Source organism: Sphingomonas sp., from assembly GCF_042091075.1.
GTDB lineage: Bacteria > Pseudomonadota > Alphaproteobacteria > Sphingomonadales > Sphingomonadaceae > Sphingomonas.
The window spans coordinates 1-12,997 of sequence record NZ_JBELIE010000091.1 but is presented as its reverse complement, the minus strand read 5'-3'; the positions used below and the strand labels follow the sequence as shown (position 1 = coordinate 12,997).

Genomic DNA, 12,997 nt, shown 5'->3' with positions numbered 1-12,997 from the left:
TCTGCAGCGAGGAGCGAAGCTGTCGCGTCAGGCCCTCGATCACGCGGCCGTAGCGATGCTGCAACCCGTCGCGCAGCGGATCGCTGTCGACCAGCGCGCGCGAGGAAAGCCGCAGCAGCGCGCGCGCCTTGTCATCGGTCGGTTTGAGCGAGATGCGCATCTGCGCATGCGAGGCGCAGGTCATCGCCAGCTCGATCAATTCGGTCACCAGGAAAGCGACCGCCACGGCGACATCCTGCGTGACGTAGAAGGGATCGATGTCGAGAACGACGTCGACGCGCTGCCCCTCCGGCGCGGTCGCGCGGATGCTGGAGGCAAGTTCGCCCAGTACCGAGCGCAATCCGACGCCGCGATTTTCCTCCATCTCGGCGTAGTGATAGCGATGTACTACCGCCAGCGCGTCGACGCGACGCTGGATCGAGGCATAGGCCTGGGTCGCTTCCGCGCTTTTTGCGCCGCGGGCATGGAAGTTGATCAGGCTCGCGATCACCTGCAGATTGTTCTTCACGCGGTGATGCACTTCGCGGGTCAACTTGGTCTGCCGCACCAGTCCCTCGGCCAGCCCAGCCTCGTGAATCGCGACGGTGCGGCTCAGCGCGCGGAATGTGTCGCCCAATTCGCGGATCTCTTGCGCAGGCAAGGCCCGCAGCATCGCCGGATCAGGCTGATCGCCCGGCGAATAAGCGGCGATACTGCCGCGTAGCGCACGCAGCGGCGCGATCAGCAGCCGATCGACCACGAACCAGCTGATCGCCGCCGCCGCCGCCCACATCAGCAGCGGCAAAATCAGCGCCACCAGCAGGGGCGAGCCGATCGGAGCGCTGCGGACCTGCATTTCCAGCGTCAGGGCGCCAATGCCCAGATCGTTGCGGACGCTCTCGCGCCGTTCCAGCGCGCTTTCGCGGGGTAGCGAGATGAGATCGAGCCGCTCACCGTCGAGCGCCAGCGCTGCGCCATATTCAGGTGCGAAGCCGCTTGGCTTGCCGATCTGTCGCAGGAAGCCGACCGGGAACCAGGCAGCGGCGGTGACACGATTGTCGCGCCCTGCGACCCGCAGCATCAGACCGCGCCCGTCGACGATCTGCGCGCTGACTCCCGAGGGCGCGGACTGCCGCGCGAAGGCCGCTGCCCCAGCGAACGGTTCGCCGCAAATCGGCTGGCCGCGCCGGTCGAGGATGACGAAGCCGGTGCCCGCCGCTGATTGCTGCGCGAAGACCCCCTGCGCTCGTGCGCAGCTGGGTGCGTCGCCCTTGTCGGTGTTGAGCGCGTCGACCGCCACGCGAAGCGCCGTCATGTCGCCGACGAGTTCGATCGCGATGGCGCGGCTCGCCTCGGCGGCGGCGACGCGCAGATGCGACCGCAGTTCGGTGTCCGCGATCTGGGTAACGCGCAACGTCGCGAAGATCGCGATCAGTGCCAGCGGCAGCAGTGCGACGCTGAGGATCAGGAACAGCTTTGCGCCGGTCGGCCAGCTGGCCACCATGCCGACCGGGGCCGCTGGCGCTCGCAGCGGCTCAGCGGCGGTTTCTGCCGCCACGATATCTCAGTCTAATTTGCCAAGGAGCGCCATCAAATCGTCCGGCACGGCTTCCTCCACGGTCTTTTGATAGACGGAGCGAAGCGCCGACCCCATATCTCGATTCTTTGACTGCGCGGCGGTGCCTTTTCTGGGCTTCTCCGGCGCTTTCTTTTCCGACGTCAACGCTTACCCCCCAAGACAACCCTGCCCCAGCCTACCGCCGGGCGGGTCGATCGGAACATGTGTAATACCCCATCTGGCGAACGACGCATGACAGCGCTTGGCGATGAAACCAAATAGGTGCTCGTTGGTTCCCACCACGTGCGACGAAAATCGCCGACCGGGGGGAAGCAGTTTGCCACGGCCGCGTTCTGGTCCACGATCGTTACGATGATACCGGCGCCGATCGATCGTTCGGTCGCCGAAGGGAGGGCTTTCTACACATGTCGCTCGGACAACAACTTGCGCCGCATCTTCCGTTTCTGCGCCGTTATGGTCGCGCGCTGACGGGCAGCCAGGCGCAGGGTGACCGCTATGTGCGTGCCACGCTGGAGGCGATCGTAGCCGCCCCGGACCAGTTTCCGCGTGACGTCGACCCGCGTCTGGGTCTGTATCGGACGTTCCAGGCGATCTGGAATTCGGCCAATTACGACGAAGGCCCCGATCCGGAGCCGGCGGAGGACCAGGAAGCGGTCGCGCGGGCGCGACTGTCGCGGATGACCCCGCTCTCGCGGCAGGCGCTGTTGTTGACCGCGATGGAAGGTTTCACGCCCGAGGATGCCGCTTATCTGATCGAAGTTGACACCGCCGAGGTCGAATCGCTGGTGGCAGAGGCGCTTTCCGAGATCGAGAAGCAAACCCGCGCACGGGTTCTGATCATCGAGGACGAACCGATCATCGCGATGGATATCGAATCCATCGTGCGCGACCTGGGGCATGAGGTAACCGGCGTGGCGGTGACACGGGACGAAGCCGTCGCGCTGGCAATGGAAGATCGGCCCGGCCTGGTCCTCGCCGATATTCAATTGGCGGACGACAGTTCGGGCATCGATGCGGTGAAGGACATTCTGGCCGAGTTCAACGTGCCGGTGATCTTCATCACCGCCTTCCCGGAACGGTTGCTGACTGGCGAACGCCCTGAGCCGACGTTCCTGATCACCAAGCCGTTTCAGCGTTCCACCGTCAAGGCGGCGATCAGCCAGGCCTTGTTCTTCGACCAGAGCACGGTGCCCGCGGAATAATTTACCTTCATCACGGGTCCGTCGGTTCGGTACGGACCCAAAACGGTCGTCACGGGTTGGGATCATATGGCAGACGAAAACGATCGCATCCATCTCGATACCAACGAGGCGCGTGCCGGGAGCACGCCTGGCGTGACGCGATACGTTCTGATCGCATCCCTGGTGCTGGTCATTGCGATCTTCGCCGCGATCCTGTTGTCCTAACAAGATGTTAAGGGACGGGCTGGCGAAGTCGTCGGGGGCCACCTATCTTGGTGGCCCGAAAGACGGCCGTGACGGCGTGGCACCTTCAGTACGGAGCGGCATGACCCATCTACCAACGGGCGACGACGATGCGCCGGCTACCGCGCCGGTGGAGCATGTCTCGCTATCCGACCCCGATTTCAAAAAGCAGCTGGCGCTGGTGATCCCGCATCTGCGCGCCTTCGGGCGGTCGCTGTCGGGAAACCGCGATCTGGCGGACGATCTGGTGCAGGAAACGTTGTTGAAGGCATGGGCCGCGCGCAAGCGGTTCCAGGCCGGGACGAACATGCGGGCCTGGACCTTCATCATCCTGCGCAACCTCTTCCTCAGCCAGATGCGCCGCGCGCGCTTTAAGGGCGAATGGGACGATCTGGTCGCCGATCGCGTCCTTGCGGCCCCTGCAAGCCAGGACAAGCACGTCGAACTGGCGGATATGCAGCGGGCGTTGATGCATCTGCCGCAGCCGCAGCGCGAGGCGCTGATCCTGGTCGGCGCGGGTGGCTTCGCCTATGAGGAAGCGGCCGATATCTGCGGCGTCGCGGTAGGCACGATCAAGAGCCGGGTGGCGCGCGGGCGCGTCGCACTGGAAGCGTTGATGACCGACGGCGCTCTGTCGTCACGTCGCAATCACGAGGTAGACGGCACGCGCACTACGCTCGACTCGATCATGAACGAGGTCGATGAACTGAGTCGCGACCGCGATCAGTGATCGCGGACACGCCAATATCCTTGTGAAACGAAGCTAGCGGCTCCCTTGCGTCTCGCCGAACCCCCGGGGTTTAGCGAGGCACTTTGGAAAGCAGCGCGAGCATCTGCGCCATGTCGCCTGGCAGCGACTGATCCTGGCGGAATGCCGCCTTCAGCGAACCGCTCAGGGCATCCGAGCGACGCGGGTCGCGCACCACATACGTGCCGGACGCGGCTGGATCGGCGGAGGTGGGCGAGGCATAGACCATGTTGCTAGAACGATCCGACAGATATTAGGTTTCGGATCGATGACCAATGCGTTCGATGCCAACGGCGCTGTCACCCGCGCGCAACAATATGCTCCCTTTCTGGCGGGGCTGATCGCGCGGCGCGAGGCGACCCTCACGGCGCTCGCGTCGCCTGACTTGCCGGCAGGGCGCCGGCTGCGGCTGGAACGACGGGAGATCGCGCTGACCGTCGCATTGGGCGATCTGTCGGGCGAGTTCGATCTGTCAGAGGTCACGCGCCGATTGAGCGACTTCGCGGACGATGCGCTTGATACCGCGATCGCGACGGCGATCGCGGAGCGCACTCCCGATGCCGTGCCGTGCGGCTTCGCCGCGATCGCCTTGGGCAAGCAGGGCAGCCGCGAGCTGAACTATTCGTCCGATATCGATCCGATCTTCCTGTACGATCCGAATACGCTGCCGCATCGCGCGCGGGAGGAGGTCAGCGACGCGGCGGTCCGGATCGGTCGCCGGGTGCTGGAACTGCTGCAGGCGCGCGATGCCGATGGCTATGTGCTGCGCGTCGACTTGCGACTGCGCCCCTCGCCGGAGGTGACACCGATCGTCATCCCGGTCGACGCCGCGATCGCTTATTACGAATCGCAGGCGCTGCCGTGGGAGCGGGCGGCGTTCATTCGTGCGCGCGCGGCGGCGGGCGACATCGTGCTTGGACAGCGCTTTCTGGATGCGATCCGCGGCTTCATCTGGCGCCGCAGCCTCGATTTCGGCACGGTCGAGGAGATTCTCGATATCACCCGCCGCATCCGCGATCATCATGCCCAGGGGCAGGCATTCGGTGCCGGCTTCGACCTGAAGCGGGGCCGGGGCGGCATTCGCGAAGTCGAATTTTTCGCGCAGATCCACCAGTTGATCCATGGCGGCCGCGATCCCGCGCTGCGTATCCCCGCGACCCGTGACGCGCTCGCCGCGCTGGCGGCGGCGGGGCGGATCGAGGCGCCGGATGCGGTGGCGCTGTCCGACGCCTATACGTTGCTGCGCACGATCGAGCATCGCGTGCAGATGATCGACGATCGTCAGACGCATCACCTGCCGGCCGGCGAGGGGCTGGATCAGGTCGCGCGCCTGCATGGCATGGCGGACGGAGATGCGCTGCTCGCTCTGCTAGCGCCTCATGTGGAGCGGGTGGCGGCGATCTTCGACCGGCTTGCGCCCGCCCAAAGCAGCGGGCTGTCGTTCAACGCGGCGCGGCTGACCGATGAGCTGGGGGCGATGGGGTTCGGCGACAGTGCGGACGCCGCCCGTTATGTCGCTCGGTGGCGCGAGGGACGCTATCCGGCGCTGCGCAGCCCGGCGGCGCAAAGCGCGCTGGAGGCGGTGCTGCCCGGTCTGGTCGAGGCGCTGGCGCAGTCGCCCGTGCCGGCGATGGCGCTCAACCGGCTCGATCGCGTGCTGGAGCGATTGCCCAGCGCGGTGAATATCTTCCGGCTGCTGGAGGCGCGCCCCGCACTGGCGACATTACTTGCCGAACTGCTCAGCCATGCGCCGACGCTGGCGGAGGAACTGGCCCGGCGGCCCGACCTGCTCGACGGGTTGATCGATGCGAGCGCCCTCGATCCGGTCGGCCCGGTCGAGGCGCTGACCGCCGACATGGACCGCGCCGAGCCGGGTGACGATTATCAGGCGGTGCTCGATCACGTTCGCCGCACCGTTGGCGACAAGCGTTTCGCGCTGGGGGCGCAGATCGTCGCCGGGGCGGCGGACCCTCTCGATGCCGGGGCGGGCTATGCGCGCGTCGCGGAGGCGGCGATCGTCACGCTGACGCGCGCGACCGTCGCGGAATTCGCGCGCTCCCACGGGCGGGTGCCGGGTGGCGAGCTGGTGATCCTCGCGCTCGGGCGGCTGGGGGGCGGGGTGCTGACCCATGCCTCCGACCTCGATCTGATCTATCTGTTCACCGGCGATTTCATCGCGGAATCTGATGGCGAGCGGCCGCTGGGCGCGACGCTCTATTTCACCCGGCTGGCGCAGCGGGTGACTGCGGCCTTGTCGGTGCCGACCGCCGCCGGACCGCTCTATTCCGTCGACACGCGGCTGCGACCATCGGGGCATCAGGGCCCGATGGTCGTCACCGTCGACAGCTTCGCCCGCTACCAGCGGGAGGAGGCGTGGACGTGGGAGCATATGGCGCTGACGCGCGCGCGGCCGGTGTTCGGATCCGCCGCCGCCTGCGCGCAGGTGCGCGGGATCATCGCCGCTGTGCTGGGGGGCGAGCGCGTCGTGCACGACATCGCCGCCGATGCGCGTGCGATGCGCGAGGAGATGGCGCGCCACAAGCCGGCGCAGGGGCCGCTCGACGCGAAGCTGTTGCCGGGCGGGCTGGTCGATCTGGAATTCGCCATCCATGTGACGCAACTGACGCGACGGATCGGCTTCGATCCCGACCTGGGGCGGGCGATCGACGCGCTGGCGGCGGCGGGCGCGGTGTCGCCAGAGGTGCGCGCGGCGCATGACCTGTTGACCCGGCTGCTGGTGACGCTGCGCCTGGTCGCGCCCGATGCACAGGAGCCCGCCGCGATGGCGAGCTGCGCGCTGATCGCGCGAGCGCTGCGTCTGCCCGACTGGCCGGCGGTGCTTGCCACGCTGACGCGGATGCGCGAGACGGTCACGGCTTGCTGGCAGGAGAGCGTGGCATGGAAACCCTTCCCGATGTGACCGCGACCGGCGCGGACGGTCGGCCGCTGCGGCTGCGCGATCTGCCGCGCCCCCTGGTGATCTATTTCTATCCCAAGGACGATACCCCAGGCTGCACCCGCGAGGCGCAGGACTTTTCCGCGCTGGCGGGGGAGTTTGCGGCGGCGGGCGTGTCGGTGCTGGGGGTGTCGCGCGATGACGTGGCAAAACATGCGACATTCACCGCCAAACATGCGCTGACGGTGGCGCTGGCCAGCGATCTCGACGGTAGTGTCACCGAGGCGTTCGGCGTGTGGGGCGAGAAGAAGCTGTACGGCAAGACCTATATGGGGATCGAGCGGGCGACGTTCCTGTTCGGGCCCGACGGCGCACTGCTGCGGGCGTGGCGCAAGGTAAAGGTGCCGGGGCATGCCGAGGCGGTACTGGCGGCGGCGCGCGACGCATAAAAGCCACACCGCGCGTGCGTGCCCGTTCGGGGCGACGGTGCCAGACGTCGTCGCGATGGACTATCCGGCTTTTTACAACGGCTCACCGTGCGACTCTGGCGGTTGAGCGCGGTGGTGAACGACCGGTCTTGCCCCGTTAACCGTTTCCCCGGCAAGGAAAGACGTCCGCACGGCGCCGTCCTTCGGCACCGCGGCGGAAAGGTTTGTAGGGATGGGGGGCCGTCGGAGCGCCGCTTCGATGGCGACAGTCTTGATCTTCGTCGGGGTTCAATGAACGTATCTTCTTCCACGCCGATCGCGCGCGCGTCCGTTCGTCTGCGATCCACTTTCGCGGCACGGGCCATTGTCTTCCACGATGGTCGGCGGCTCCGGCGGCTTCGCATCAGTGGCGCGGTGCAGGGCGTGCTGATGGCGGGCGGTGCGATGATGCTCGGCCTCGCCGGCTATGGCGCGACCCACGTCGGGGAAGCGGCGGCAGCCCCCGAAACACAGGCGCGACTGGCCCAGATGGAACAGCGCGTGTCGCAGATGCAGTCGAAGGTCGCGACGATCCGCAAGGCGGCCGCGTTGCACGCCACCCGCATCGAACAGCGCCAGGCGCTGCTCGCCGCCGCGCTGACCGGCGAGGGCGAGAGCAAGCAACTCGCGCTGGCCACGCTGGCGATCGACCCGAGCGCCACCCGCACGGCGGCCGACACGATCAAGCCGTTCCTGCGCATCGAGGCGCGCCAGGCGCAGCTCGCGCAAGTCGCCCAGCATCAGCTTGACCAGCGTTACGCGCGCACTCGTCAGACCCTCCAGCAACTCGGCCTGTCGCCGTCGCGGATCGCCCGCGGCGGCGCTTCCGCGATGGGCGGGCCGCTGGTGGATGTGAACAGCACCGAGGCGCGCGCCGATCTCGCCGCCGATCAGCAGTTCCGTTCGCTGTTCATGACCTGGAAGAAGCTCGACCGGCTGGAGCAGGGGGTGATCGCGATCCCATCGGTACAGCCGGTGCAGAAGCTGCAGTTTACCAGCAATTTTGGCATCCGTACCGATCCGTTCCGTGGCACCGCGGCGATGCACTCCGGAGTGGATATTCCGGGTCCGACCGGCACCCCGATCTATGCCACCGCCGATGGCGTGGTGTCGCATGCCGGGCGGCAGGGCGGCTATGGCAATATGGTCGAGATCAATCACGGCAAGGGCATCGCGACCCGCTACGGCCATCTGTCGCGGATCATCGTGGCCGACAATACCCGCGTCAAACGCGGGCAGCTCATCGCGCTGATGGGGTCCACCGGGCGTTCGACCGGCCCGCACCTGCATTACGAAGTGCGCATCGACGGCCACGCGGTGAACCCGGTGCCGTTCCTGACCACCGCCGACTATCTGCTGGCGGCGCAGGATCGCGCCGTGGGGCAGATCCCGGTTTCGAGCAGCGGCCCGCTGCCGCAGGATTGACGGGCGGCGTCGCGCCGTCCGGCATCTTCCCCTGGCGCCCGACGCATCCTATCTTGTCGCCATGACCACGCTGGCATCCGATATCGCGCTAACCCCCGCCGCCGCCGCCCGGGTGGCGGCGATCGCCGCGCGGCAGAACAAGCCCGCGATCCTGCGGCTCTCGGTGGAGGGCGGCGGTTGCTCGGGCTTCCAATATCGCTTCGGCTTCGCCGATGCGCCGGAGGGGGGCGACATCGTCGTCGAGACCGACGGGGTGCGACTGGTGGTGGATGACATCAGCCTGGACCTCGTGCGCGGCGCCTGTGTCGATTATGTCGAATCACTTGGCGGCGCCTCGTTCAAGGTCGACAATCCCAATGCGGCGAGCGGCTGCGGCTGCGGCACCAGTTTCTCGGTTTAAGGCTCGACGCGGCTGCCGGTCTTGGTAGGACGGGCGGGTGAAGATCATCAGCTACAACGTCAACGGGATCAAGGCGCGGCTGCCGCGGCTGATCGAATATCTCACCGAGCAGCAGCCCGAAGTGGTGTGTCTGCAGGAACTCAAATCGAGTGACGAAACCTTTCCCGAGGCGGATATCCGCGCCGCCGGCTATGGCGCGGTGTGGCATGGGCAGAAAGGCTTCAACGGCGTGGCGGTGCTCGCGAAAGGCGCCGATCCGGTGGAGCGGCAGCGCGGCCTGGCGGGGGCGCCGGAGGACGAGCACAGCCGCTACCTTGAATGCGATGTCTTCGGCCTGACGGTCGCGTCGATCTATCTGCCCAACGGCAATCCGCAGCCGGGGCCCAAATTCGACTATAAGCTGCGCTGGATCGAGCGGCTGCGGGATCGCGCAGCGGCCTTGCTGGCCGAGGAGCGTCCGGTCGTGCTGGCGGGCGACTACAACGTCATCCCGCATGACGATGACGTTTTTTCGGTGCGGGCGATGGCATCCGATGCGCTGATGCAGCCCGAGAGCCGGCAGGGGTATCGCCGCCTGCTGGCACAGGGATGGACCGATGCTGTGCGCGTGCGCCACCCGCGTGGCGGGGTGTGGACATTCTGGGATTATCAGGCAGGCGCATGGCAGCGCGACGCCGGGTTTCGCATCGATCATCTGTTGCTCAGCCCGATCGCGGCCGATCGGCTGATCGAAGCCGGGGTGGATAAGGAATATCGCGGGCGGGAAAAGGCAAGCGACCACGCGCCGACATGGGTAACGTTGCGGTAGCGGGGACATGCTGGCCGATCCCACCCCCGGCCTCGCCGCGGATTGCGCCAACATCCGGCGAGCCTCCCCGGCAAATGGTGGATTACACCTGTAATCGAACCGTCATTCTATGTAAGCTATTGTAATTAGAGAAAAGTAAAATCTGGCACGCCGTCTGCATTGCGTTTCATGTCCCACCCAGGGGCAGGGAGACAGAGCATGAAGTCAGTTTTCGCTTTCACGATCCTGGCCGGTCTGGCCGCCAATACGGCGGCGTCCGCCGAACCGTTCGCTGCCGCCGGCAAGCCCGCCGCGGCAGAGACCCACGCCGCCTCCGACAGTCCGACCGATCAGGCGACGCCGGCACAGGCCAGGAAGCGCGGCCCGAACACGTTATATTGCTATGATATGGAAAGCACCGGCACGCGGGTCATCCAGCGCAGTTGCCGCACGCGCGCGGATTGGAAGGCGGTTGGCGTCACCGTGCCGTCAGCGCTGTAATCGTCATTACGAGGGTCATAGGTGCAGAGGGTCATCGAAGGCGCCGGTCAATCCGGCCGGCGCCCTTCGATCGACCCGGCTGATCATAGATCCGGCCCGGATATCACAGCGCGCGTTCGTAAATCTGGTAGACCTTGTTGATCTTGCTATCGATCGCGGTGGCGATCGAATTCATCCCCTGATTGTCGTCCAGGATCCAGCCGATCTCACCACGCGACGCACCATAATTCCGAACCGATGCCTGCCGGATCGCCTCGATCATCATGAAGGCGAGCTGGCTGGCGAGCCGGGACGCCTGCAAGTCCTTGATGACGCCCATCAGCGGCACGCGCATCGTGCGGACGCGAGGTTTGCGTAGCCACCACAGCAACTTGGCCCAGCCGAACGGCAGCAGCTTGCCGTTCAGCGGGCGGATCGCCTCGTTCAAATCGGGCAGGGTGATCATGAACGCGACCGGGCGCCCGTCCAGTTCGGCGATGCGGATCAGATCGTTGAAGACGATCGGTTTCAACTTGACGCCGACGTCCTTGATTTCCGGCGGGGTGAGCGGAACGAAGCCCCAGTTATCCGACCAGGCGTCGTTCAGGATGTTGAGGATGATCGCGGCTTCCTCGTCGAAACGCGACTTGTCGACCTCGCGCACGACGATGCTTGGATTCTTTTCGCCGGAACGAATGATCCGCTTCACCAGGGGCGGGAATTCCTGGGTGATGTTCAGTTCGTAGGTGACGAGTTTCTTGACCGGCAGATAGCCGGCGCGCTCGATCCAGCCGCGATAGGCGGGCTTGGCGTGGCCCATCATCACCGTCGGCGCGTGATCATATCCTTCGATCAGCAGGCCTGGCTCTTCCCAGATCGACTGCGAAATCGGGCCGAGCGCGCGCGTCACCCCCTGCGCGCGCAGCCATTCCTCCGCCCGCGCCAGCAGCGCCGTGAAGGTCGCTTCGTCCTCCGCCTCCATCAGGCCCCATTGGCCGGCGCCCGGCCCGAAACCCTGAACGGGGCTCATCTCCTGCGCCAGCGTATCAATATGCGCGGAAATCCGTCCGACGACGCGATCGCCACGATACGCGAGGAACAATTGTGCCGTCGCATGGCTGTACCAGCCGTTCTTCTCCGGGGTGATCAGCCCCAGCGCCTCGCCCTTCAGCGGCGGCACCCAATGGGGATCGTCGCGATAGAGGCGGAACGGCAGATCGACGAACAGCTTGCGATCGGCCTTGGTGGATACGGGGGTGATGCGAAGCTCGGCCATGCCGGGTCTGTAAACGGCCCGGTCGATCAGGGCGAGTGAACTTTTGTCCATCGCGGTGCGGTATGACGCCCTGTGATAGCCACCGTCTCGCCACTATGTGACGCTAATGGACCATGCCATGACGACCTCCACGCTTTCCCTGTCGCGGGGCGACAACACGATGGCGCGCGCGCGCCTGCCGATCGCCGATGACAAGGCGATGCTGAAGGCGGCCGCCGAACTGACCCGCGACCTGGTCGCACCGCGCCCGGCGCTGTACTGGACGGATCTGATCGCGTCGTCGGCGGTGGGATATGGTGCGCTCGTCGTGGCGGTGCTGGTGTCGTCGCCTGGCTGGGCGGTGCTGGCGGGGATCGTCGCGATCCTCGCGCTGTATCGCGGCCTCAGCATGATCCATGAGCTGACGCATGTGAAGCATGCGGCGTTGCCGGGTTTTCGCGCGGGATGGAATGCGCTGATCGGCGTGCCAATGATGATCCCGTCGTTCATGTATGAGGGGGTGCACAACCTGCACCACGCCAAGACGCGCTATGGCACGTCGGAGGATCCCGAATATCTGCCGCTCGCGCTGATGAAGCCGTGGACGTTGCCGGTGTTCGTGATCGTCTCGATGCTCGCGCCGCTGGGCCTGTTGATCCGCTTCGCGATCCTGTCCCCGCTGTCGCTGCTGTCGCCGCGGCTGCGTGAGATCGTGGTGGCGCGCTATTCGGCGCTGTCGATCAATCCATCGTTCCGCCGCCGGATGCCGCAGGGCGAGGAGAAGGCGCGCTGGCACCGCATCGAGGCGATCACCAGCGTCTGGGCGATGACACTGCTGGCCGCGACTGCGACGGGTGTGTTGTCGCTACCGGCGTTCCTCACCTTCCTGGCGATCGGCTCGGGCGTCGCGCTCATCAACCAGGTGCGCACGCTGGTCGCGCATCTGTGGGAGAATGAGGGCGAGGTGATGACCGTCACCGCGCAATATCTCGACTCGGTCAACGTACCGCCGCCCGCGCTGCTGCCGGTGCTGTGGGCGCCGATCGGGCTCCGCTATCATGCGCTGCACCATCTGCTGCCGGGGGTTCCCTATCACGCGCTGGGTGAGGCGCACCGCCGGCTGAGCGCGGTGCTGGAACCGGACTCGCCCTATTACAAGGCGAATTACAAAGGATTGCCCGGGCTGGTGGGCAAGTTGACGATGGCGACCCTGCGCGGGCGGTGACCGCCAGCGCGGGGAGGGCGATCATTCCTCGGTCCTCAGCAATACCGCTTCGCCGATCAGCAGAAACAGCAGGAACGGCGCCCAGGCGGCGAGGAACGGCGGGTAGGCGCCGAGATTGCCCATGGCCAACGCGAAGCGATCCGCGACGAAATAGGCGAAGCCCAGCGCCATGCCGATCACCGCTCGGATGAACAGCGCACCGGATCGCGCGATTCCGAAGGCGGCCACGGCGCCCAGTAGCGGCATCAACATCGCCGACAGGGGGCCGGACAATTTGTGCCACAACACGCCCTCCAGCGCCTTGGTGGGCCGTCCCGCTTCCGACAGATCGG

Annotated in this window: 15 protein-coding genes; 10 read left to right on the top strand and 5 right to left on the bottom strand. The window is 66.3% G+C overall.

Going from position 1 to position 12,997, the window contains the following annotated elements:
• On the bottom strand, positions 1–1,483 hold a 1,483-nt coding region (locus tag ACFDSW_RS10360; RefSeq protein WP_375250213.1), incomplete at its 3' end, for a sensor histidine kinase.
• Between the two features lie 60 nt (positions 1,484–1,543).
• A complete protein-coding gene (locus tag ACFDSW_RS10355; protein WP_375250212.1) occupies positions 1,544–1,702 on the bottom strand; it encodes a NepR family anti-sigma factor in 159 nt (52 codons plus the stop codon).
• 260 nt (positions 1,703–1,962) lie between these two features.
• Here ACFDSW_RS10355 and ACFDSW_RS10350 point away from each other — a divergent pair, with 260 nt between their 5' ends.
• The 3 genes from ACFDSW_RS10350 (at position 1,963) to ACFDSW_RS10340 (ending at position 3,712) form a co-directional block, all read left to right on the top strand.
• Positions 1,963–2,760 (top strand): response regulator, encoded by a 798-nt coding sequence (locus tag ACFDSW_RS10350; protein WP_375250211.1) that lies wholly within the window; start codon positions 1,963–1,965, stop codon positions 2,758–2,760.
• Between the two features lie 66 nt (positions 2,761–2,826).
• Positions 2,827–2,964: a hypothetical protein gene (locus ACFDSW_RS10345; protein ID WP_375250210.1), complete on the top strand. Its 138-nt coding sequence runs from the start codon at positions 2,827–2,829 to the stop codon at positions 2,962–2,964.
• Between the two features lie 100 nt (positions 2,965–3,064).
• Positions 3,065–3,712 (top strand): sigma-70 family RNA polymerase sigma factor, encoded by a 648-nt coding sequence (locus ACFDSW_RS10340; RefSeq protein WP_375250209.1) that lies wholly within the window; start codon positions 3,065–3,067, stop codon positions 3,710–3,712.
• Positions 3,713–3,782: 70 nt separating this feature from the next.
• On the opposite strand, the gene ACFDSW_RS10335 is transcribed toward ACFDSW_RS10340, so the two are convergent.
• Positions 3,783–3,959 carry a hypothetical protein gene (locus ACFDSW_RS10335; RefSeq protein ID WP_375250208.1) on the bottom strand — a complete coding sequence of 59 codons (177 nt, stop codon included), beginning with the start codon at positions 3,957–3,959 and terminating at the stop codon, positions 3,783–3,785.
• A 39-nt stretch (positions 3,960–3,998) separates the two neighbouring features.
• Here ACFDSW_RS10335 and ACFDSW_RS10330 point away from each other — a divergent pair, with 39 nt between their 5' ends.
• The 6 genes from ACFDSW_RS10330 to ACFDSW_RS10305 all read left to right on the top strand — a co-directional run bounded on the left by ACFDSW_RS10330 (position 3,999) and on the right by ACFDSW_RS10305 (position 10,206).
• The gene (locus tag ACFDSW_RS10330; protein WP_375250207.1) at positions 3,999–6,650 is read left to right on the top strand and encodes a bifunctional [glutamine synthetase] adenylyltransferase/[glutamine synthetase]-adenylyl-L-tyrosine phosphorylase; all 2,652 of its coding nucleotides are present in this window, start codon (positions 3,999–4,001) and stop codon (positions 6,648–6,650) included.
• Positions 6,629–7,075: a peroxiredoxin gene (locus ACFDSW_RS10325; protein ID WP_375250206.1), complete on the top strand. Its 447-nt coding sequence runs from the start codon at positions 6,629–6,631 to the stop codon at positions 7,073–7,075. The genes ACFDSW_RS10330 and ACFDSW_RS10325 overlap by 22 nt, the downstream gene beginning before the upstream one ends.
• Before the next feature lie 270 nt (positions 7,076–7,345).
• Positions 7,346–8,518: a peptidoglycan DD-metalloendopeptidase family protein gene (locus ACFDSW_RS10320; RefSeq protein WP_375250205.1), complete on the top strand. Its 1,173-nt coding sequence runs from the start codon at positions 7,346–7,348 to the stop codon at positions 8,516–8,518.
• Positions 8,519–8,579: 61 nt separating this feature from the next.
• A complete protein-coding gene (gene erpA / locus ACFDSW_RS10315; protein ID WP_375250204.1) occupies positions 8,580–8,918 on the top strand; it encodes an iron-sulfur cluster insertion protein ErpA in 339 nt (112 codons plus the stop codon).
• A 37-nt stretch (positions 8,919–8,955) separates the two neighbouring features.
• Positions 8,956–9,726: an exodeoxyribonuclease III gene (gene xth / locus ACFDSW_RS10310; RefSeq protein WP_375250203.1), complete on the top strand. Its 771-nt coding sequence runs from the start codon at positions 8,956–8,958 to the stop codon at positions 9,724–9,726.
• A 198-nt stretch (positions 9,727–9,924) separates the two neighbouring features.
• On the top strand, positions 9,925–10,206 hold the full coding sequence (locus tag ACFDSW_RS10305; RefSeq protein WP_375250202.1) for a hypothetical protein: 282 nt from the start codon (positions 9,925–9,927) through the stop codon (positions 10,204–10,206).
• 103 nt (positions 10,207–10,309) lie between these two features.
• On the opposite strand, the gene ACFDSW_RS10300 is transcribed toward ACFDSW_RS10305, so the two are convergent.
• Positions 10,310–11,461 carry an N-acetyltransferase gene (locus tag ACFDSW_RS10300; RefSeq protein ID WP_375250201.1) on the bottom strand — a complete coding sequence of 384 codons (1,152 nt, stop codon included), beginning with the start codon at positions 11,459–11,461 and terminating at the stop codon, positions 10,310–10,312.
• Positions 11,462–11,579: 118 nt separating this feature from the next.
• On the opposite strand from ACFDSW_RS10300, the gene ACFDSW_RS10295 reads away from it, so the two are divergent.
• Positions 11,580–12,665, top strand: a complete 1,086-nt coding sequence (locus ACFDSW_RS10295) for a fatty acid desaturase family protein (protein ID WP_375250200.1) — start codon at positions 11,580–11,582, stop codon at positions 12,663–12,665.
• A gap of 21 nt (positions 12,666–12,686) precedes the next feature.
• Here the strand turns inward: ACFDSW_RS10295 and ACFDSW_RS10290 are convergent.
• A partial coding sequence (locus tag ACFDSW_RS10290; RefSeq protein WP_375250199.1) for an LptF/LptG family permease occupies positions 12,687–12,997 on the bottom strand: 311 nt, incomplete at its 5' end.

Excerpts from the sequence above, each read along its gene's own strand:
- ACFDSW_RS10320 (WP_375250205.1), top strand. The coding sequence starts at position 7,346 with ATGAACGTATCTTCTTCCACGCCGATCGCGCGCGCGTCCGTTCGTCTG.
- ACFDSW_RS10335 (WP_375250208.1), bottom strand. The coding sequence starts at position 3,959 with ATGGTCTATGCCTCGCCCACCTCCGCCGATCCAGCCGCGTCCGGCACG.
- ACFDSW_RS10305 (WP_375250202.1), top strand. The coding sequence starts at position 9,925 with ATGAAGTCAGTTTTCGCTTTCACGATCCTGGCCGGTCTGGCCGCCAAT.
- ACFDSW_RS10325 (WP_375250206.1), top strand. The coding sequence starts at position 6,629 with ATGGAAACCCTTCCCGATGTGACCGCGACCGGCGCGGACGGTCGGCCG.
- ACFDSW_RS10345 (WP_375250210.1), top strand. The coding sequence starts at position 2,827 with ATGGCAGACGAAAACGATCGCATCCATCTCGATACCAACGAGGCGCGT.
- ACFDSW_RS10300 (WP_375250201.1), bottom strand. The coding sequence starts at position 11,461 with ATGGCCGAGCTTCGCATCACCCCCGTATCCACCAAGGCCGATCGCAAG.
- erpA (WP_375250204.1), top strand. The coding sequence starts at position 8,580 with ATGACCACGCTGGCATCCGATATCGCGCTAACCCCCGCCGCCGCCGCC.
- ACFDSW_RS10330 (WP_375250207.1), top strand. The coding sequence starts at position 3,999 with ATGACCAATGCGTTCGATGCCAACGGCGCTGTCACCCGCGCGCAACAA.
- ACFDSW_RS10350 (WP_375250211.1), top strand. The coding sequence starts at position 1,963 with ATGTCGCTCGGACAACAACTTGCGCCGCATCTTCCGTTTCTGCGCCGT.
- ACFDSW_RS10340 (WP_375250209.1), top strand. The coding sequence starts at position 3,065 with ATGACCCATCTACCAACGGGCGACGACGATGCGCCGGCTACCGCGCCG.
- ACFDSW_RS10295 (WP_375250200.1), top strand. The coding sequence starts at position 11,580 with ATGACGACCTCCACGCTTTCCCTGTCGCGGGGCGACAACACGATGGCG.